The organism is Chitinophaga varians, from assembly GCF_012641275.1.
GTDB classification, from domain to species: Bacteria; Bacteroidota; Bacteroidia; order Chitinophagales; family Chitinophagaceae; genus Chitinophaga; species Chitinophaga varians_A.
The window spans coordinates 1,288,944-1,309,502 of sequence record NZ_JABAIA010000003.1 but is presented as its reverse complement, the minus strand read 5'-3'; the positions used below and the strand labels follow the sequence as shown (position 1 = coordinate 1,309,502).

The 20,559-nt window shown below is 51.9% G+C and carries 21 protein-coding genes; 11 read left to right on the top strand and 10 right to left on the bottom strand.

Annotation, left to right across the window (positions count from 1 at the left end; translation table 11 throughout):
- Nucleotide 1: 1 nt before the first annotated feature.
- Complete coding sequence (locus HGH92_RS27870; protein WP_168874093.1) at nt 2-520, bottom strand: hypothetical protein; 519 nt, start codon at nt 518-520, stop codon at nt 2-4.
- A gap of 52 nt (nt 521-572) precedes the next feature.
- Between HGH92_RS27870 and HGH92_RS27865 the strand changes: the two genes are divergently transcribed.
- A complete protein-coding gene (locus HGH92_RS27865; RefSeq protein WP_168874092.1) occupies nt 573-1,283 on the top strand; it encodes a GNAT family N-acetyltransferase in 711 nt (236 codons plus the stop codon).
- Between the two features lie 43 nt (nt 1,284-1,326).
- Nucleotides 1,327-2,175, top strand: a complete 849-nt coding sequence (locus HGH92_RS27860) for a metallophosphoesterase (protein WP_168874091.1) — start codon at nt 1,327-1,329, stop codon at nt 2,173-2,175.
- On the opposite strand, the gene HGH92_RS27855 is transcribed toward HGH92_RS27860, so the two are convergent.
- The 6 genes from HGH92_RS27855 to bla all read right to left on the bottom strand — a co-directional run bounded on the left by HGH92_RS27855 (nt 2,176) and on the right by bla (nt 5,367).
- Nucleotides 2,176-2,862, bottom strand: coding sequence for an outer membrane beta-barrel protein (locus HGH92_RS27855; RefSeq protein WP_168874090.1), 687 nt, complete (start codon nt 2,860-2,862; stop codon nt 2,176-2,178).
- A 162-nt stretch (nt 2,863-3,024) separates the two neighbouring features.
- Nucleotides 3,025-3,591, bottom strand: coding sequence for a dihydrofolate reductase family protein (locus HGH92_RS27850; protein WP_168874089.1), 567 nt, complete (start codon nt 3,589-3,591; stop codon nt 3,025-3,027).
- Nucleotides 3,588-3,791, bottom strand: a complete 204-nt coding sequence (locus tag HGH92_RS27845; RefSeq protein ID WP_168874088.1) for a hypothetical protein — start codon at nt 3,789-3,791, stop codon at nt 3,588-3,590. The genes HGH92_RS27850 and HGH92_RS27845 overlap by 4 nt, the downstream gene beginning before the upstream one ends.
- Nucleotides 3,792-3,818: 27 nt before the next feature.
- Entirely contained in the window at nt 3,819-4,094 is a 276-nt protein-coding gene (locus tag HGH92_RS27840; RefSeq protein WP_168874087.1) for an SRPBCC domain-containing protein, read from the bottom strand.
- Nucleotides 4,091-4,426 (bottom strand): ArsR/SmtB family transcription factor, encoded by a 336-nt coding sequence (locus HGH92_RS27835; protein WP_247655058.1) that lies wholly within the window; start codon nt 4,424-4,426, stop codon nt 4,091-4,093. Before HGH92_RS27835 ends, HGH92_RS27840 begins: the two co-directional genes overlap by 4 nt.
- Nucleotides 4,427-4,611: 185 nt before the next feature.
- Complete coding sequence (gene bla / locus HGH92_RS27830) at nt 4,612-5,367, bottom strand: subclass B1 metallo-beta-lactamase (RefSeq protein WP_168874085.1); 756 nt, start codon at nt 5,365-5,367, stop codon at nt 4,612-4,614.
- 171 nt (nt 5,368-5,538) lie between these two features.
- Between bla and HGH92_RS27825 the strand changes: the two genes are divergently transcribed.
- The gene (locus HGH92_RS27825; protein ID WP_168874084.1) at nt 5,539-6,231 is read left to right on the top strand and encodes an ankyrin repeat domain-containing protein; all 693 of its coding nucleotides are present in this window, start codon (nt 5,539-5,541) and stop codon (nt 6,229-6,231) included.
- 273 nt (nt 6,232-6,504) lie between these two features.
- On the opposite strand, the gene HGH92_RS27820 is transcribed toward HGH92_RS27825, so the two are convergent.
- Both HGH92_RS27820 and HGH92_RS27815 read right to left on the bottom strand, forming a co-directional pair.
- Complete coding sequence (locus HGH92_RS27820) at nt 6,505-7,017, bottom strand: class I SAM-dependent methyltransferase (RefSeq protein WP_168874083.1); 513 nt, start codon at nt 7,015-7,017, stop codon at nt 6,505-6,507.
- Nucleotides 7,018-7,027: 10 nt separating this feature from the next.
- Nucleotides 7,028-7,816 (bottom strand): helix-turn-helix transcriptional regulator, encoded by a 789-nt coding sequence (locus tag HGH92_RS27815; protein ID WP_168874082.1) that lies wholly within the window; start codon nt 7,814-7,816, stop codon nt 7,028-7,030.
- An 89-nt stretch (nt 7,817-7,905) separates the two neighbouring features.
- Here HGH92_RS27815 and HGH92_RS27810 point away from each other — a divergent pair, with 89 nt between their 5' ends.
- Genes HGH92_RS27810 through HGH92_RS27800 form a run of 3 tightly spaced genes read left to right on the top strand, consistent with a single transcriptional unit; the run spans nt 7,906 to nt 11,855 of the window.
- Nucleotides 7,906-9,213 carry a TolC family protein gene (locus HGH92_RS27810; RefSeq protein WP_168874081.1) on the top strand — a complete coding sequence of 436 codons (1,308 nt, stop codon included), beginning with the start codon at nt 7,906-7,908 and terminating at the stop codon, nt 9,211-9,213.
- Nucleotides 9,210-10,259: an HlyD family secretion protein gene (locus HGH92_RS27805; protein ID WP_168874080.1), complete on the top strand. Its 1,050-nt coding sequence runs from the start codon at nt 9,210-9,212 to the stop codon at nt 10,257-10,259. Before HGH92_RS27810 ends, HGH92_RS27805 begins: the two co-directional genes overlap by 4 nt.
- 6 nt (nt 10,260-10,265) lie before the next feature.
- Complete coding sequence (locus HGH92_RS27800; protein ID WP_168874079.1) at nt 10,266-11,855, top strand: MFS transporter; 1,590 nt, start codon at nt 10,266-10,268, stop codon at nt 11,853-11,855.
- Nucleotides 11,856-11,902: 47 nt separating this feature from the next.
- Here the strand turns inward: HGH92_RS27800 and HGH92_RS27795 are convergent, their stop codons facing one another.
- The gene (locus HGH92_RS27795; protein ID WP_168874078.1) at nt 11,903-12,994 is read right to left on the bottom strand and encodes a sensor histidine kinase; all 1,092 of its coding nucleotides are present in this window, start codon (nt 12,992-12,994) and stop codon (nt 11,903-11,905) included.
- A 121-nt stretch (nt 12,995-13,115) separates the two neighbouring features.
- Here HGH92_RS27795 and HGH92_RS27790 point away from each other — a divergent pair, with 121 nt between their 5' ends.
- Genes HGH92_RS27790 through HGH92_RS27770 form a run of 5 tightly spaced genes read left to right on the top strand, consistent with a single transcriptional unit; the run spans nt 13,116 to nt 20,546 of the window.
- Entirely contained in the window at nt 13,116-13,493 is a 378-nt protein-coding gene (locus HGH92_RS27790; RefSeq protein ID WP_168874077.1) for a PleD family two-component system response regulator, read from the top strand.
- Between the two features lie 46 nt (nt 13,494-13,539).
- On the top strand, nt 13,540-14,685 hold the full coding sequence (locus HGH92_RS27785; protein WP_168874076.1) for a HEAT repeat domain-containing protein: 1,146 nt from the start codon (nt 13,540-13,542) through the stop codon (nt 14,683-14,685).
- Between the two features lie 6 nt (nt 14,686-14,691).
- The gene (locus tag HGH92_RS27780; protein ID WP_168874075.1) at nt 14,692-16,134 is read left to right on the top strand and encodes a glycosyltransferase family 2 protein; all 1,443 of its coding nucleotides are present in this window, start codon (nt 14,692-14,694) and stop codon (nt 16,132-16,134) included.
- Nucleotides 16,135-16,157: 23 nt separating this feature from the next.
- Nucleotides 16,158-17,654 (top strand): glycosyltransferase family 2 protein, encoded by a 1,497-nt coding sequence (locus tag HGH92_RS27775; protein ID WP_317166452.1) that lies wholly within the window; start codon nt 16,158-16,160, stop codon nt 17,652-17,654.
- Between the two features lie 18 nt (nt 17,655-17,672).
- A complete protein-coding gene (locus HGH92_RS27770; RefSeq protein ID WP_168874074.1) occupies nt 17,673-20,546 on the top strand; it encodes a tetratricopeptide repeat protein in 2,874 nt (957 codons plus the stop codon).
- The last annotated feature ends 13 nt before the right edge of the window (nt 20,547-20,559 follow it).

Below are 20,559 nucleotides of genomic sequence, written 5' to 3'. Positions count from 1 at the left end.
ATCACCGGGGCACTCTGCGGGCCAGCAAACGTCTGCAGGTGGCTGCTTCTTTAGGCCATACCTTTTCAGGGTCGAGTGTATCATCCTCAAAACGGTTATGCCCCAACGTTGTGTTATCAATCATTTTTTTACGGAAAAAATAATACCTTCCCTCAAAATTCCGTTCAAGGGAGTCCGTTCTAAGGGCTCCCTTTTTTTCATCATAATAGAAAACATCCGACTGTTCATACACAAATATCAGCTCATTATTTTTGAAATAGAACTCCACCACCTCCACGCCGCTGGAGTATCCTATCCAACGGACAGCCTTGACCAACAGTTTATTTTTATAGTACCCCGTCAGGCTGCCGCCACCGTCGCTCATCTCCTTCATCCAGTCCTCGTTCATCAGCGAGACCTGTTTCAGGGTACTGTCACGGTTGATTTGCCCGACCGCCTCCCTGATGGAGGCTTTGTTCTGAGCTGCTACGGTCATGGCAGTCAGTAAGATGCAGGCCAACAGGCACATGGTTTTATTCATCGGATGAAGTATTTTACCGGAAGATAAATATTAATTAGGATAACTTGCAGTGATGAAAACCACGAATGACCTGACAACAACGGTGTTGATGCAGTTACATGCCGATGTTCTTTTCACTTATGATTCCCGTGGCAGGATGCAACAGGCCAACGAGCCATGGCCTGACCGCGGCCCTGCTCCCCTGTTTTTCATGGGCATCCCTGTAACGGGGACGCCTATATGCAAATACAGGCATGATGTGCCCGACGAGCTGGCACAGGCCCTGACAGCACAAGCCCTCCTGGCCGTATCCGCCGGCATGCCCGCTAGCCCTCCACCGGATACGGCACAATACCGGCATTTGTTACAGGCCGACAAATGGGAAGCGGGGCCCTCTTTTCTTGTGCCGGAAAACTTTACCGCCGCTATATCCGGTATACAGCTGACACCGGAACACGCCCCCCTGTTAGGAACTGGTTTTGCCTGGCTTGGACCGGAGCTGGATTATGTACAGCCCTGCGCCGCCGTGGTGGAAGATGGGCAGGTGGCGGCTGTTTGCCGCAGCGTGCGTATCACAGCGGCCGCACATGAAGCAGGCATTGAAACACTGGTGCCTTTCAGGGGAAAAGGATATGCCGCCGCGGCACTTGCCTGCTGGGCAGCCCTGGTCCGCAAGGCTGGTGCATTGCCATTGTACAGCACATCCTGGAGCAATCATGCCTCCCGTAGCGTGGCGCGTAAAGCGGGTCTCCTTTGTTACGGCAGCACGCTCTCTGTTGGCTGAGCCGTATTTTTCGTAGCTTTGGCGCTTATTTGTTTGTTCAACGATGAGACTAGCCATATTCGCCGATGTTCACGGCAAACTGTTGTTACCCTTTAAACTGGTGGACCTTTACCAGCAACAAACCGGCAAAAAGATTGATTTTATCCTGCAATGCGGCGACATGGGCGCCTATCCGGATATTCATAACCTTGATAAGGCCACGTTGAAACATGCGCGGCAAAACCGTGATGAGTTAGGGTTTCATGATGATTTTATCAGGGAGCAACCAGCTGTCCGGCAGTTGCTGGACCGCCTTAATATAGATATGATCTGTGTACGCGGCAATCACGAAGACCATGATTTTCTTGACAAACTGGAGCAAGCCAACACTGCACTTCCCCGCTTTCCGATAGATATATATCACCGCGTGTTTGTGTGCCGGTCCGGTGTAAAACAGGAACTGCGCAAAGAACAGGAAGTTATCTACCTGGCAGGCATCGGCCGTATCGGCGATGCCAAAGGCAGAACGGACAAACGTTTCATCCAGGAATATGAGCAACGGGAAGTCAAAAGACTGCTCAAAAGCAGCGGGCATCTGGATATTCTCCTTACCCATGACAAAGACGACAGCAGCCAGCGGGGTTACGGCATGAGAGCCATCCGCGAGGTACTGGACCATGTACCGGTACTTTATCACTTCTATGGCCACACGGGAGAACCCTTCCGGCAGGAAGCGGATACCAACGGCATTACGCAGTCCGTGAAAGTCAGTGAACTGGAGTTTGGCCCCAGCGGGATTCTGCCGGAAGGATGTATGTTGATCATAGAGCATCAATCAGAGGGGTTCAGCGCACTGGAAGTTGTCAGCCAGCGGCTTACCAACCAGTTGACACAATACAACTGGAAAGACTGATCAGAGATGGAACCGCAGCCCTGCAGACAAGCTGAGATGCGACAGGTTTTCCCGCTGGTCGTCTTTCAGCTCTCTTGTTTCGGTCATGCCAGCCCGTTCAATAGTAACCCGGCCTACTGTTCCGGCCAGATAGGAAAACTGTGCCCCTGCGTACAATTTACGGGCAATCCGGATATCGTACCCCACATCCAGGCCGGAACCCAAAGCGCCACCTTTGATCGTCACCGGATACGCGGCCACCTGGCCGTTATCACGATAACGCATATAGCCGAGTGAAGCACCAATCAGGAAAGCCTGGCTATAGTCACTTTTTGTGTATACGCGGCCGCAAAAGGTAGCACCATAAAAAGTAATCCCGATATTGTCAGCCACATTGGTGCGCATATAACCGTCCGAAGGGCTTTCGGCGGCCACCACGCCACTTCCGGAAGCCTGGAACCGCAGGTATTTCACCCCTACGCCCCATTCGTCATTGAAATAATACTGCACGTCTGCGCCCACATTAAAACCGGATTTCAGTTTTTTCATATAGTCGCGGGCATCGCCGGAAAAGGAAGAAGGAACCTTACCTATGCGGTAGCTGTAGCCGCCATTTACCGCGATCCGGAAACGGGGCACGTCTTTGTCTTGCGCCTTTACCCCAAAAGCGAGGGCGCTCATCATAAATAACAGGGATAATTTTTTCATCGATAACAGTATATAGCGGGTTTAAGTTGACAGGTTGCAGGTATTCGATATAGGTTTACATATTACGGTTGACAAGCCGTAATATTAAACATAATAGCCCACAATTTTTGTTTTTTAACTTTCAGGATAAGCCCTATAACTGTTATCGCTATACGTTGTGCCTCAGCGGGGAGCATAATGCATCAGCACAATGCCGCAATTATAGCGGGTGCTGTTTTTCAGCGTCAGTTGGCAGAAATCGGACAGTCCGTTGAAAACAGGATCGCCATGCCCCAATGCTACCGGGTTTACGAAGAAGTAGTATTCATCTACCAGGTCCTCTTTCAACAGATCAGACACAAAAGAAGTACCGCCATACACGATCAGGTCTTTGCCAGGCTGCTGTTTAAGCCGGTCCACTTCCGTTGCCAGTTCTCCATTTGCCACAGTAGTATTTTCCCAGACGGAACGGTCCAGCGTTTTGCTAAACACCACTTTTTGCATGGCCACAATACGCTGCGCCACTTCATGCATCGTATCTTCCGGGCGGGTAAATACCTCCTGCCAATAAGGAATATAGTCTACCGCCAGTTTACGTCCTATCAGGACCGTATCACAACTGTCGGCTAATTCCAACACCTGCGGCCGTATTTCTTCCCAGGCCCAGGTAACCCAATGCTGCTCATCATTAGGGCCTGCGGCAACAAAACCGTCCATCGAGATCTGCATCTGTAATTTCAGTTTTCTCATATGTTGTTGATTTTACGGAGATAAATGACCAGTTGACCGAAGGTGCCGCCGAAACCTTTCTGCAGGCTGCCGTTGATAGACAGAAAAGACGCCGTTTCCTCCGGGCTGGCAGCCAGTGGCTGGCCGACCAGGGAAAGCACCGTTTCCTCTCCTTCCTCGTGCAGCGTGATCCGGTAAAGGATTTCCAGCGGGAAAGGCATATCAAACGGCGCTTTCACCACCTGTGCCTACTCATCTGCAAAAGCATTCGTAAACTCCAGCAGGTGAGGCGGCTGAATATCCCGGAACAGAAAACGGCCATAGCTCACCTGTCCCGCTCCTTCCATCCTGAAGTGGAAAATGCCGCCAGGCCTGAAATCCAGGCTGATCACGCTGTTACGTGTTTCTACAGGTCCCCACCACTCGTTCAGCGCTTCCGCTGTGGAAAAAGCCTTAAATACCAGGTCACGCGGTGCTTTGAACCGGTATTCCATCTTAAAATTTGCGGGTGTGTTATTGCTCATTTGTGTGATTTTTTTCCGCTTTGAACTTTTTGCAGATAGCTGTCGAGCGACTTGAATTGTGTGGCCCAGAACTGCTGGCAATGGTCTACCCAGGTCGTCACTTCCTTCAACTGTTCCAGCCGGGCTTCACAATACCGTTCCCTTCCCTGTTTTTTGATCACGATCAAACCACACTCCGTGAGAATTTTGACATGCAGTGAAACCGCCTGGCGGCTTACCTCAAAGTTCTCTGCGATCGTGTTCACGTTGAGCGGCTGACGGGCCACCATTTCAATAATCTGACGCCGTGTAGGGTCAGCTATCGCCTGAAAAACATCTCTTCTGATTTCCAATATGCAAGTATTTGATTGCGAACATACGCGCAAGCATTTACTTGCACAAATTTTTCTTTTTTCATAAATAAGGCCCCGGGGAACATACCCCGGGGCCATAATATTTACGCAGCCTGTCCGGCCTGCAACGCTTGTGATGTTATTTTCAGGTGCTGTTCTGCAACGTATGGTTTAGTTGAAAGTTCTCACTGCGGGTGTTTTTCTTCGTAGGCTTTAATCAGCTTGATCGTGTAGTCGCAGGCGTTACGACGGTCATCGAGCGGGCCATGGCCCGGCACCGTAACTACCGGGTGCGGGTAACGGGCTTTCAGCCGCAGCATGGATTTTTCCCATTCGTATGGTTTGGCGTCCGACAAGTTGCCGAGGTCACGGGAATCGGTGCTTTTAACGAAGCAGCCGCCATACAGCACCTTGTCTTCCGGCACGTATACCACTATGTTGTCCGGACTATGTCCTGCGCCCGGGAAAAATACTTCCACACGCCGGTCACCGAAGCGGAAGGTGGTATCTTCCGGAATGATATACTGCGCCTGGTCGTTGTGTTCTTTCTTACACAGCGCCAATGTCTGCGCGGTGGAATACGTTTTAATTCCTTTTGCCGCCAGTGCGGCCAATCCGAGCGTACGGTCGTCATGGAAATGCGTGGCGATGCAGGCAATCACCTTTTTACCATGCCGTTGCCGGATAGCATTCAACAGCGGGCCGAGCTGTGTTGTGTCCCATGGCACGTCTATCATTACTGCGCCCTGGCGGGTAACGATGTACATACTGTTGGACGGGACACGGGTACCGTCATCCAGTGTGCCACTTGTCGTATATACGTAACAGTTACCAGCCAGATGGCTGATCTTCAGCGGCTCTTCTTTTGTCTGGGTTTTAGCCACCGAAGGCAGCAAAGCAGCCATGAGGGCAATGCCCGATATATATTTAAGTTGCTTCATAATTGACAGGATTTGATGAGTGGTGTTGGCTGCTGCAATGTTAGGCAAGTTTACCCACATCACAAAACAGCTTTTGCCAGTGAGAAACGAAAAGTACCACGATAGTGATAATTATCACCATTTCAGGAAGAAAGGCCGGCTTAATTTTGATGCAGCATAAACACTTCCCGCATGCGAAGCTGTCACTTTATTTTATCACTGATACTTTCAATGACGATTGCCATGACCGGATGTACACAGGACAAACAAACTCCCGCTCCTTCCGGAGGCAACGGCAGTCTTTTACTAAAGGCTGCAGCCGTCAATGACACTGCCGTCATCAGGCAGCTGCTGGAGGGCAAAGCAGACATCGCTGCGCGGGACAACAAACAGCGTACCGCCCTGATGCTGGCCACCTATAATCATCACACCGCGGCAGCGGCCCTGCTGATTGCAGCCGGGGCCGACGTGAACGCACAGGACGACATCCTTAACAGCCCGTTTCTGTATGCCGGTGCGGAAGGTTACTCCGACATTTTACAGCTATGCCTGAAAGCAGGCGCCAATTACAAAATATACAACCGCTATGGCGGCACAGCGCTGATACCGGCCTGCGAACGCGGACATGTGGAAGTGGTGCGTACCCTGTTACAGGACAAGACCTTCCCCATTGACCATGTGAACCGCCTTGGCTGGACCGGCCTGCTGGAAGCCATTATCCTCAGCAACGGCGGTCCGGCACATATACAGATCGTTCAAATGCTGGTGGATGCCGGATGCAACGTGAACCTGGCAGACAAAGACGGGGTGACACCGCTGGCACATGCACGGCAACGCGGATTTAAAGAAATTGCCGGTATTCTGGAAAGAACCGGCGCAAAATAATTATATGCCACACCTGGAAAAACCGAAGAACAAACCAATGACGAATCAGCATGGATAGATAAGGGTTAACCGATGACTTGTTACAACAAAGAAAGCATAGCTGTCTGCTATGCTTTTCTTTTTACCATACTGTGTTGATTTGCGCCTACAAACCATCTTTATTGGAAGGGTCCCATTTTTATCATCTGAGGACTACAAAAATATTGGTAACTGCTCAGTTCAACAATCGCAGGCAGGCAGTAATATTTCACCATGGTAAACCAGTACGCTTGTTTACTTTCCCACCTTTACTGCATACATGCTGCCGGAACGATATACCGACGGCCGCTCTCCAAGAAAAGAAATATCCGGAAACCCTTCGTCTGCCAGCAGCTGCTGCAGCACATTCCGCCGGACAGGATAAGGCACCCAGGTATTGGCTGCATCAGTATCATATTCCACGATCACCCATTGTGCGCCGGGAGCCAGCTGTTTGGCCAGGCGGCGCAACAATGCCGGTTTGTCTTTCACATAGTGCAGGGAATTGGCCATCAGTACCCCTTGCAACGCTGCTACGGGTAGCCGTTCCCGTATAAAGTCGAGTTGCAGCGGGACGATTTCCTGTGCCGCCGGATTGGCCCTGGCCGTAAGCCTCACCGGCTCCCGATCGATGGCATATATCGTGCTGCCGGCGGGCAGCAGGTTAGCCAGCGCATAGGTAAATAATCCGCTGCCGCAGCCCAGGTCCACCCAGGTGCCGGCCGTATAATCCGCTTTGATCAGTTGTATTGCATCCTGTAATTCCATGACATTATTTTTATTTCAGCAGCCGGAAATCACTGGGCCGCATGTTGAGCATTTGCTGGAAAGTATTGCTGAACGCTGTTATCCCGGAGTAGCCCACCTCGTAGGCCACCTCGCTCACATTCATTTCTGTTTGCAGCAACAGCTCCATAGCTTTTATCATCTTCAGCATTTTTACGTATTGCAGGAAAGACGTGTTCAGTGTTTGTTTGAAGAGCCGTGTCAGGTTACGCACGCTGTAACCGAAGCGGGCAGCCACTTCCGGTAGCATCAGGGGTTCACTGACATTATTATGCAAATACCGCAGGATGTCCTGTATCCTGCTGTCTTCCGTAGTAGGCAGTAGGATGGAAAACGGCCGGCCGCTGGTATGTGGCAGTATATGCTTCAACGTTGTCAACAGCTCATGCTGCCAGTTGCCAGGCAGGATGTGCCCCTTCCAGGAGGCCGACAGCTGCAGTATTTCATTCACCACGCCTGTTACGGGATAGATGCTCAGCTTACCATAAAAAGGATGGCGGGCATCTTCCTCATCCATAAAATAAATATTATGGATCACCAGCGAAGAACTGTTGAACTTAATGTTATGGTCCACCCGCGGCGGTATCCAGACATAATGCCGCGCAGGAATGTAGTATTGTTTGTCATGCGTGTTCAGGTAAGCAATGCCTCCTTCCACCAGCAGTATCTGGCTTTTATCATGACAGTGCATCGGGAAGCGGTTTTCAAGCGGTTCATTCAACACATAAATGGCGTCCGGATGGCTGTCAATTTCATTCCTGAATTTTTTAAACATGTCCATACATGGCCAAAATTAGTAAATATTTGGCCTGTTATATCAAATAAGACTTCCCGCCGGTGATGAATTTTGCATCAACCATTTTTTTACAGATGATGAAATACTGTTTTTTACGTTTATCCCTGCTGCTGGCAACGGTTTTCCCATGGCCCGCCAGCGGGCAGCAACCACATGCCGGCGGCATGACACTGGCAGCGATATGGGAGCAGGCCGAAGCCGGCAACCGGCAGATCAGCCTGCAACAGCAGGAGCTGGCGGGCAACGCTGAAAAGGTGCAGGCTGCCCGTGATACAAGACTGCCTGCTGTAAATACAGACGCCGCCTACTCCCGCCTGAGCAACATGCCGCTTTACACCAATGGTATCCTGCACACCCCTACGCAGTTTCCTGTTTCCCATGAGCATTATACCATCGGCGGCAATCTCTACCTCAATCTGTACGACGGCGGAAAGACAACCCGGGAAATAGCCATGGCCAGGGCGGAGCAGTCCATCTCCGCGACGAAGCTGCAACGTTCGGTGGCAGACATCCGTTATCAGTCGGCCGTATATTTTCTGGACCTGTACCGTTATCAGCAGTTCAGCATTTTGCTGGAACAGGATATCCGTTCCAGTGAGTTGCAACTCTCGGAGATAAAGCAGCTGTATAAAAACGGGCTGGTGCTAAAAAGCGATGTGTTGCGGGAAGAAGTGAAGATATCCAATCAGCGGTTATCGTTGACGGAGATCAATAACAACATTGCTATCAATACGCAGCGGCTCAACTACCTGATGGGCCGGCCAGACACGTGCGCCATCCACCCTATCGTGGACCTGCCTGATGTAGCGGGCCCGGCTCCTGATACCAGCAGCCGTGAAGCCATCGAATATAAGCTGGCATTGAAGCATACCAGTCTCGGCGCTTTGCGGCTGGAGCATGTAAAAGCCGCACCACTGCCTAAATTGGGCTTCTTTGCCGACTATCGTTATACCTATCCGCAAACCTCCTATTATCCGTATTCCCGCGTGCCCTGGTCTGGCGGACAGGCAGGCTTCAGCGTCAGTGTTCCTGTTTCCTCCTTTTACCAGAACAGGCATAAAACACGCGAGGCGCGCATAGCATGGCAACAGCAGCTGACGATGGCCGCCAGCATACAGGACGACCTCAGGCAAGACATACACGCTGCTTTCCTGCATTACCAGGAAGCTGTACAACAAACCACTGTGGCCCGCAACAACATGCTACAGGCTACTGAAAGCCTCCGCATCCTGCGCAGCTCTTATTTTAATCAGCAGTCCCTGTTGAGCGACCTGCTCGACGCAGAGACACAGCTACTGCAATCCAAATTCAATCTTACCACCGCTATGGTAAAGGTGCGGGTGCAACATTATCAATTACTCAGATTAACAGGAAAAATATGAACAAACAACTGACTGCTACTGACCGGTTTATCATTTATACCACACGTGCATTCGCACTGCTTTTAGTCACCGGCCTTTGCTGCTGGGGCGTCTGGTACTGCCTTCGCCTGGCACGTTATGAGGAAACCAATGACGCCCAGGTGGAAGCCTATATCAATCCCGTGAGTGCCAGGGTATCAGGCTATATCCATGAGATACATTTTGAAGAAAACCAGTCCGTCAAAGCCGGCGATACGCTGGTGGTGATCGACAACCGCGACTACCTGGCGCAGGCCGCTGAGGCGGAAGCGGCGCTGGAAAATGCGCGGGCGCAGACCATCCTGCTGGAAAGCAGGATCAGCACCTTAAAAAACGAAGCAGCCGTGTCTGCCGCCAGGATTGACGCGGCCAAAGCGCGTATGCAGCATCAGCAGCAGGAATACAGGCGGTTTGCCAACCTGCTGGCGGAAGAATCCACCACTCCGCAACGTTTTGACAATGTGAAGGCCGCGCTGGACATCGCCACCTCAGAATACCAGGCGGCGCTGCGTGACCATGCCTCCGCGGAGGCCCGTATTACAGAAGCCTCCCATCAGTCGGCCGCCGTGACCGCGGAAATCAAACGCCGGCAGGCGGTGGCCGAACAGCATCAGCTCAGTGTAGGCTATACCGTTATCCGCGCCCCTTACAACGGCCGCGTAGGGCGTAAGAACATCCAGGTAGGGCAACTGATACAGGCCGGGCAACCGCTCACTTTCATCTCCAATGATGAAACGCCCAAGTGGGTGGTGGCCAATTTTAAAGAAACACAGGTACAGCAGTTCCGGGCCGGCCAACCGGTGAGCGTTACCGTGGATGCCTTTCCCGGAGAGACTTTCCGCGGAGAGATCGCCTCCTTCTCTCCTGCTACCGGTTCCCGCTATTCGTTGTTGCCGCCGGACAATGCCACCGGTAATTTTGTGAAGATCATCCAGCGGATACCGGTGCGTATCAGGCTGGTTGAAAGTCCCGCTGTACTGGCGCGCCTGGTGGCCGGTATGAATGCCAATGTATCTGTCAGTAAATAACTACTTATGTCATCTGTCAACTTACCTCTTTTTAAGCCATGGGCGCCGGAATGGCTGATCCGCACCACCATCTTCCTGATGTTGCTGCCTGCGTTGGGCGTGTTCGCTTTGTATTTCAGCAATGGCGCTGAAACAACCGGTTACTACGGCATGGAGCCGGCAGACATGCAGTATTCCGTGGTGTTGATGTATGCCTCGCTTGTCACTTTCCTGCCGATAGACGACCGGCTGGTAAAGTATGTGAAGCCGCGGCCGTACTTTCTGATAGCGGTAGCCCTCAATACACTGACCTGCTTTATTTGCGCCAACAGCCGTAACCTGGCTGTTTTTATGGCCTGCCGTTTTGTACAGGGGGCGGTATGTGCGTTATTTTGCAGTATTTGCCTGCATATGATCTTCTCCCGGCTGCGTTCGGACAGGATGCGGGTGATCGGCTATACGGTGTTTTACGGAACGTTACAGGTATCTATCCCTACCTGCGCGTTCTTTTGCAGCCGGATATTACACTACTTTGACTTCAACAACCTGTTTTATTTCGTGGTACTGGCTGAGATACCTGGCCTGGTATTAATGCTGGCGATCACCAACAATGTGCGTTTCCGGAAGAAGTTCCCGTTGTACCAGCTGGACTGGTCCAGTTATATTTTATATACGGTGCTGTTGTGTATTGTGGGTTATATCTTCGTATATGGCCAGCAGCTCAACTGGTTTTCCAGTCCGCAGTTACGCTGGTTGCTGCTCGCCGGGCTTGCCAGCGGCCTGCTTTTCGGCGTACGGCAACTGGCGTTAAAACGCCCGCTGCTACAGCTGCGGCTGTTCCGGTTTGCAGGCTTCAGGAACGGGTTATTGCTGCTAATGGCGTACTATACCTTCAAAGGCACTACCGGCAACGTTTACGCGTATTTACAGGGAGTGCTGATGGTAGACCCGCTCAACCTTACACCTGTGTGGACGGCTAATATAGCCGGCATTATCACAGGGATGCTGGTAGCCTCCCGGCTGGTACTAAACCAAACGGATACACGCTGGATACTGGGCAGCGGATTTTTGTCGCTGTTGTTATTTCATGTCTGTATGTATTTTCTGTTTTCCAGCCAGGCCAATACCAGCCAGTTTTTGCTGCCCATGTGGATACAGGGTTATGGTACCGGCGCCCTGTTTGTGCCTATTGTGATGTACGTGGTAGCGTCCGTTCCTGCCGCCATGGCCGGCACTGTGTCTTTCATCGGCATCGCCGCCCGTTATACCGGTTTTTGCGGCAGTATTGCCTTTGCCAACTATTTCCAGTTATACGGGAAGAGTGTTCACTATAATAAATTCAGGGAGCAGTTCACCGGTATCAATCCTATACGGGAAGAGGTGTTGGGGCAGTTCCGGCAACATTTCCTGGCCGGCGGCAAGGATATGGCCACCGCGCAGCAGCTGGCGGAAGGTTCCGCCCGGCGCATGTTGCAGGAGCAGACAGGCTTACGCACATCAATGGATTATTACACGTGGATGATCATCGGTTTAAGTGTATTGATTACCGTTATTATGGCAGGTCCGTGGATAAAGCAGCAGCTGTTGCGGCCGCGGCGGGCGTTTACGCCGTATTGAAGTGAACCGGAGACCTATTGCCCCGGGCAACAAACCGGGGCAATATTTTATTTTCTCCATTCGAAATAAAAACAGCTTCCTTCCCCTTTCACCGATTCCACCCACACTTTACCGCCCTGCGTTTCCACCAGCAGCTTCAGGATATTGAGTCCGATGCCCGTGCCTTTGCCGTTATCATCGTCATTATCTATTTTTTCGAAGAGGCGGAAAATGCGCTCGTTGTCTTTTTCTGCTATACCAGGCCCGTTATCTTTCACAAAAAACTGGTAGTAATCGCCCCGGTCTTCTCCTCCGACAGCGATTTCCACCTGCGGCTTGTCTACATATTTAATAGCATTGCTGATCAGGTTCTGGAATACCTGTTGCAGTTTCTGGCGGCTGGTATACAGGGCCGGCAGGTTGTCTGCCACGCGGATGTGTACGTTGGCCGGCGGAAACAGCAGCTGCACCAGTTGTTCCAGCAGCGCTTTCACCTCTACCATTTCTTCCGGCTGATTATCCTGGTGTTCGCGGCTATAATCCAGGATGGCCGAGATCATATCGGCCAGTTTATGGGAAGCGCCCACGGCCATGTCCACAAAAGACAGCAGCTCTTCGGACTGCTGCAAAGCTTCTTCCTCCCGTAAAATCAGCAACAGGCTGGTGATACCGGAGAGCGGGGATTTGAGGTCGTGCGCCACTACGTGCATAAAACGCTCCAGTTGGCCGTTGACCTGCTCTTTGGCCTTCAGGGCCATTTTCAGCTCCTGCTGATAATAATACAGTCTTTCGAAGACGTCCACTTTAGCACGGGTCAGGTGTTTATGCAGCGGTTTGGGGAGATAATCTACCGCTCCCTTCTCGAAACCTTTCAGCATATCCTCTTCGTCCTTGTTAGTGGCCGTAACAAAAATGACGGAGATATCTTTGGTCTGCGGATTGGCTTTCAGCTGGCGGGCCACTTCGTAGCCGTCCATGTCCGGCATCTGCACATCGAGCATCACCAGGCCGATATCATCCTGTTCCCGGGCTATGTCCAGGGCTTCATGGCCGGAGGTGGCCAGTACGAAAGTCCGCCCCTCTGCCTCGAGCATACGCTGCAATACTAAAAGGTTGGCTTTGTGGTCGTCTACCAATAATATCTTGAACTTCGCCGTCATAACAATATACTTCCATCGCAAATATAGGGCATAAAAAAGCAGACATTTACATATAATTCCTATCTTTATTGAAAGAGTCAACAGGGACCATAACCGCCATGAGTAACCGCTAATCTCATATATGCATAAAATACTTGTTATCGAAGACGATGAAGTAATGCCGAAAATCATTCAACGGATACTTCATAAGGAAGCCTATCAACTGGACCACGTTGTGAATGGGAAAGAGGCCATTCAGAAGCTGGAAGAGACCAACTATGGCTATGATCTGATCATTACTGACATCATGATGCCATATGCCAATGGTTTTGAAATCCTCAGCCGGGTAAAGAGCAGGAAGGAAGGCAAGCCCATTGCTGTAATTATTGTTTCCAATGCCGGCAATGAAGATATGATCCTGGAAGGCTTTAAACTGGGGGCTGACGACTTCCTGAAGAAACCGGTCATTCCCGGTGAACTGCTTATCCGTGTGAAACGATTACTGATGCAATACCAGTAATTATTTCTTTGTCCACACGCTATTTTACTGACTATTTCCTGCGACCATGAAAACCATTCCGGCATTTATTTCGGCTACTATAGACCAGTTCCGGTATGCCCCGCTCGTGATACAGATTGCGGTCGTCTTCACTGCCGTAGCGGTGTCGATGACGGCCATCGCCTATATTTCCATCCTGCTGAACCGCTACCGGAGCTACCGGCGGGAGAAAAAACTGGCCGCCCTCCATCCGATGATCGATGATCTGCTCACCGAACATATCCTGATGAACGAGGCTCTGTACACTGATGAAGCCGTGGAGACAGCTGTGCCGGTAGAGGTTTTTGACAAACCCGTTTTTGAAAAAAAATGGGCGCGGCAGGTGCTGATCCAGCGGCTCATGCAATACCGCGAAAACGTACAGGGCGCCATGGGCAACCAGCTGCGCAGCCTGTACATACAACTGGGACTGGACAAAGACTCCCTGAAAAAGCTGAAGTCCCGCCACTGGAACCACAAAATCCAGGCACTGGGCGAACTGACCAACATGGACATCCCCATTGCCGATGTGATCATTCTGCCGTTAACGAATAGCCGTAACCGTGAGTTACGCGCCACCGCCCGGCATGCCTACATCAAACTGAGCAAAAACGAGCCTTTCAAGTTTTTCGACGTAGCCACCGAACCGTTGCTGCTATGGGACCAGGTGGAGCTGTTCCGTATTATCTCCACCACCGACCGGATATCGATCCCCAATTTTGCCCAATGGATCACCTACTCCTCCAATAAAAGCATTATTTCTTTCTGTCTGAAGCTGGTAGAGCATTACCAGCAGCTGAGCGCCGTGCCTGCCGTCGTAAAACTGCTGGACACCCGTGACCATTACCTGCGGGCCAATGCCATCAACTGTCTGGGTAAACTGAGAATTGAAAGTGTGGAAGACAAACTGCTGAGCATGTACGACAGCCAGCCTCATCACTGCCGCGTTGAAATACTGAAAGCCTTTGGACGTATCAGCAGCGGCAGACAGGTAGAATTCCTGCGGCAGGAGTTCCTGCATTCCTCTGATTTCGAAATACGTAAACATGCGGCCAAATCGCTGATCAATAACCAATGGGCTGCCGGCAGCCTTATCCAGGAACTGGTGGATACCGCCACCAGGGAGAATAAACTCATCCTGAAACATTGCATGAACCCATTAATCAAATTTTAGTCGTTGATGGACAGTACATTCTGGGAAATGCTCAGGGACATATTTGAGACCGGCACTTTTATTTACGGTGCAGTGCTGCTGGGCACCTATGCCCTGCTGGCGCTGTTTTCCATCATCGCCGTCCGCGCCTACGCCAAAAAGGGGGAATCGCAACAGGTGGACATATTGCTCAAATCGCCGCTGGCGCCGGGCATCACCGTGCTGGCACCCGCTTATAACGAGGGATTGACCATTATATACAATGTCCGCTCCCTGATGACGTTGGTCTATCCCCGTTATGAAATCATCGTTATCAATGATGGCAGTACCGACAACAGCCTGGAGCAACTGATCGAAGCCTTTGAGCTGGTGGCAGTGGATTTCGCCTATAACGTTAAGATCCCTACGCAGCCGGTGCGCAAAATTTATAAATCCACTAATCCGGCTTATGCCCTGCTGACCATTATCGACAAAGTAAATGGTAAAAGCAAGGCCGATGCTGTTAACGCCGGCATCAATGCCGCTTCCTACGATTATTTTGTGTGTACGGACGTAGACTGTATCCTGCACGAACATACGTTAATGGAGCTGATCAAGCCGGTGATGCAGGAACCACATAAGCGGGTGATCGCCACCGGCGCTACCCTGCGTATTGCCAACTCCTGCGAATTTGACCAGGGCGTAATGACCAGGATGCGGCCGCCGCGGCAGTTGCTGCCCCGCTTCCAGGAAGTGGAATATATCCGGGCCTTTGTACTGGGCAAAATGGGCTGGAGCCTGATCAACTGCGTCCCTAACGTGTCCGGCGGCCTCGGGCTGTTTGACAAAGAGGTGGCCATTCGCAGCGGCGGGTATGACTTCAGTTCTTTCGGGGAAGACATGGAGCTGATGACCCGCATGTGCCGCTACGCCAGTGACAACAAGATCGACTATGCTATCCGGTATGTGCCCCGTACGCTCTGCTGGACGGAAGCGCCGGTGACCGTCCGCATTTTCGGGAGGCAGCGTACCCGTTGGGCCAGAGGGCTTGCCCAGCTGATGCATGCCCACTTCAGCATGTTCCTTAACCCACGTTATGGCCGCATGGGCATGATCATCTTTCCCTACAACTTCTTTTTTGAATTGCTGGCGCCTTTAGTAGAAGCTGTTGGTATCGTGTTTTATCTCACCGGCGCCATACTGGGGCTTATCAACTGGCCCACAGCGCTGTTGCTGCTGTTATTTATATATACTTATTCCGTGATGATCACCACGCTCGCCATCCTGTGGGACCAGCTTACCTTCCGGTACTACAAGAGCTGGCGGGAAGTGATATATCTCTGTGCCACACCGCTGATGGAAATGTTTATCTATCATCCGCTGATCGTGTTTTTTTCGTTACGGGGATATTTCTATTTCCTTACCGGGAAAAAGAGCAGCTGGGGCAATATGCAGCGTCGTGGCTTCAAGCAGCAGGCAGCTGCCCAATAATCAGATTTTAAATTATCGATATAGTGGAATGGTTCAAAAATTTCTATGAAGGCTTCGTATTTGTTTTCGGCTGCGTGATGCTGCTGATGTATGCCTTGCTCGCCCTGCTGTCGTTGCGGGGCATCCGGCGTTTCCAGCGTACGACCAGCTATGTCGACTATACGAAAATGCTGGACTCCCCGCTGGCGCCCGGCATCTCCGTTATTGCGCCGGCCTACAACGAAGGCGTGACCATCATCTCCAACGTACGCTCGTTGCTCACGCTGGTGTATCCCAAATATGAAGTGATCATCATCAATGATGGCAGTACTGATGACACATTGGAGAAACTGATCAGCGAATTTGAGTTACAGGAAGTGGACTTCGCCTATAACGAGCGGATCAAGTCCCAGCCTGTCAAACGTGTCTTTAAGTCGGTCAATAATGTTTACGACAAGCTGCTTGTCATCGATAAAGTAAATGGTAAAAGCAAGGCGGATGCGTCCAATGCCGGTATCAATGCCGCCGCCTATAATTATTTTCTTTGCACCGATGTAGACAGTATCCTGGAGAAAGATACCCTGTTACGTTTGATCAAACCCTTTATGGACGAAGAGCACCAGCGGGTCAAGGCCGTAGGCGAGCCCTGTCCCGAATGTGGTTACGTACATTTCGAGGAAGACAGCGTGCGGGTAATTGCCTCCGGCGCCACGCTGCGGCTGGCCAATTCCTGTGAGGTGGACGAAGGCGTGATTACCCGGGTAAGGCCACCACGCCAATGGCTGCCACGCTTCCAGGAGATGGAGTATATCCGCGCCTACGTACTCGGTAAAATGGGCTGGAGCCTTATCAACTGCGTACCCAACGTGTCCGGCGGCCTCGGGCTGTTCGACAAGGAAATAGCCATCAAAGCCGGCGGCTATGACAGCCAGTCGTTCGCAGAAGATATGGACATCGTTACCCGTATGTGTACGTACATGATCGACAACAAGCTGAAATACGCCATCCGGTATATACCTACCTCGCAATGCTGGACAGAAGGGCCTCCCACCCTGAAAGTCTTCAGCCGGCAGCGTACCCGCTGGGGCCGCGGCCTTGCCGAGATCATCACTATGCACCGCAGGGTGCTGTTTCATCCGCGGTACAAACAACTGGGGCTGGTGGTGCTTCCCTATAACCTCCTTTTTGAATTCTTAGCGCCCATCATTGAGTTCACCGGTATCCTGTTTTATATCTACCTGATCATTACCGGCCAGATCAACTGGCATTATGCACTGGTATTATTGTCTTTTGTATACCTGTATTCTGTGATGATCACCACGCTGGCCATCTGGTGGGACCATATGACCTATCATTATTATAAAACCTGGCGGGAAGTGATAGGACTGGCCCTGATGGCTTTCCTGGAGCCGTTGTTTTATCACCCGCTGATCGTCTTTTTCGCTCTGAGAGGATATTATTATTTCCTGACCGGCAAAAAACACTCCTGGGGCAATATGCAGCGACAGGGCTTTGGCAAAAAGAAAACCGCAAACGCTTAGTACAAATTTTTTCTATAGATGAGGACATCCGTGTTGAAATATGTTTTACTGATAACCGCTACCGCAGCTGTTCTGCCGGGCATGGCACAAAACAAAAACAAAGGCCGGGCAGCCGAGTCGGTTTATGACGACGCCGTAAAAGCCATGCGGGCCAGGCAGTATCCGGAAGCCATCCGTCTTTCCCGGCAGGCGCTGGACCTGCAACCCGATTTTGTGGACCAGCAGCTGCTGCTGGGCAGGCTCTATCAACTCACCGGGCAACATGACAGCGCCCGCAAATATATCCGGCAGGTGCTGACCACCGCTCCCCGCTACCGCGATGCCTATCTCTATGCCATCAATATTGAACTGGCCCAAAAACAATACGAGGAAGCCGAATGTTATGCAGATATGGCGCTGGGGTATTTCAACGGCGACCGGGAATTTATGCTGAAGAAACTAGGTGTCATGGACGAAGCCCGCAAATTCTACCAGGGCAGCAATTACGCCAATACCCTGCTGGACAGGTATGGCGCCGACACCACCGTGCAGAAGGCCGTGACAGGCCATTTTCTGCTGGCAGGCAGCTACTTCCGTAAAAATAATTACAACAACCTCGCCCGTGACAACTACGAAAAGGCACTGATGACCGACCCATCCAACCAGGAGGCAAGGCAGGCACTCACGGGCATGGACATACGCAACAATAACTACAACGCCGCCCTGGAACGGATAGAAGCCGAACTGGCCACCCATCCCAACTCCTACGATCTGCTGATGGCCAAACTGGAGATGCTGCATGAGCTGCACCGTTATCCCGAAGCTATAAGCCTCCTGGAAAATATCATCAAACGTTTTCCGGGAGACACCAGGGCCCGCAGCCAGCAGGTGCCCCTACGCATGGAAGCTGCCGCCTATTATACCAACACCGACCCATACGCACTGTATGCCAGCATACTCGAAAAAAATCCCGGCAACCAGGACGCCCTGCAGAAGCTGATCGGCCTGAGCGTGTCACGTGGCGCCTACCGCGAAGCGCTCAACTGGATCAACCTTGGCCTGAAAAGCCATCCTGATGACGCCCGGCTGCTGGGCCTGAAGGCAGACATGCTGGAGAGCGACCGCAAGTACACAGAGGCCGCCATGATCTCTGAAAAGCTGCTACAACGGCAACCCGGCAACACCGCCGAACGTGAACGCCTCGGCCGGCTCTATCTTGCCAGCGGCCGCGAATATCTCGTACAACAACAATACCCGGAAGCGCTCACGGCATTCGAAAATGCCCTACGCGTCACCCCTGCCGATACCGCCGCGCCGGACCTGCTGGCCAATACCTACCTGCTGCAGAAAAAACCCGCGCAGGCAGTAACGGTCCTGGACCAGGCCTTACAACAGCATCCCGCCAATGCACGTTTCCTGTTGAAAAAAGCCAACATACTGGCCGATATGGGCCAGTACGACCAGGCCACCGCTATTATGGAACCTCTGTTGCAGCAGTATCCGGTGAACACGCAATACTCATCCCTGCTACAGGACATCCATCTCAGCGCCGGCAGAATACTGATGCAGCACGAAGAATATGAACAAGCCAAAAGGCAGTTCCAGGCGGTACTGGCCTTACAGCCCGGCCAGCCGGAGGCGCTGCAATACCTGATCAACGCAGAAAGCGCCATGCAGCAGCCAGACAGCGCACTGGCACGGCTGGACCAGGCATTGCAACAAGACCCGCATAACCGGGAGCTGTTATTTAAGAAAGCAGGCATTCTTAGCACGCAACATCAGTACGCAGCTGCCGGCGCCATCCTCGACAGCCTGCGGCAGCAATACCCTTTTACCGTAAAATACCGTAACGCCTATACGGACAATCTGCTGGCCGCCGGCACCACCGCACAGCGCCGTCAACAGCCCGACAGCGCGCTGCAAACTTTCCGCCAGGTGCTGGCCATCAACCGGAAAGACTCTGCTGCATTGCTGTATACCATCAACCTGTACAATGGGAAAGGCGCCTATGACAGCGCGCTCGTATATGCAGACCAGGGCCTCCGGTATTATCCGGACAACGCAGCGTTCCTGGAAAAACGGGTCGTTACCCTGGAGAATAAAAAAGACTATAGCGCCGCTTCGCTGGCGGCAGATTCCCTGTTGCGCTACAGCAACACCACGGCGCATACGGATTACGCCGACTACCTGCGCAGCAAAACGCTCAAAAACCAATTCGGGCTGTTCTTCCTGCGCTCCAGTTATGACTATGGCACCAGTCGCTGGTACAACATTGCCACCGCGGAATACCGCCATTTTATGAAGCGCGGCAGCTATGCCGCAAGGCTGAACTACGGCGGACGGACGGAAGGCACCGGCGTGATGGGCGAAGCAGAATTGTACTACACCCATAACCGTCGCAATTATTCGTATGCCCTTGCCAGTTATGCCAATTCCGACGTGTTCCCTACCGCCCGGCTGGCGTACTCCCTCTTCCATACTTTCGGGAAAAGCATAGAAGCGGAGCTGGGCGCGCGTTACCTGAAGGCAGACACTTCCAACATATACTCCGGCGTGGTATCGGTGGCCAACCGGTTCAACGATTTTTATGTGAACCTTCGCGCCTACTTCATCAGTGACCAGCCGCATTTTTATACCTCTTTCAATCTTACTACCCGGTACTATATGAACCGTGATCAGGATTATCTGCTGCTGGTGGCCGGTTTGGGCACCTCTCCTGATGACCGCAGCCGGCTGGTGCAGTTCCCGCAACTGGCAGGGCTGCTTACCCGCAGCGTAGGCACCGGTTACCAGAAGACCATCCGGTACCGCACTACACTGGGGCTGTACGGCACCTGGATCAACCAAAAGATCAGCCCCACCATTTTTCAGAACCAGTATGATATCTTTGTAACGGTACAACGAAAATTCTAACCAAATTTATGCG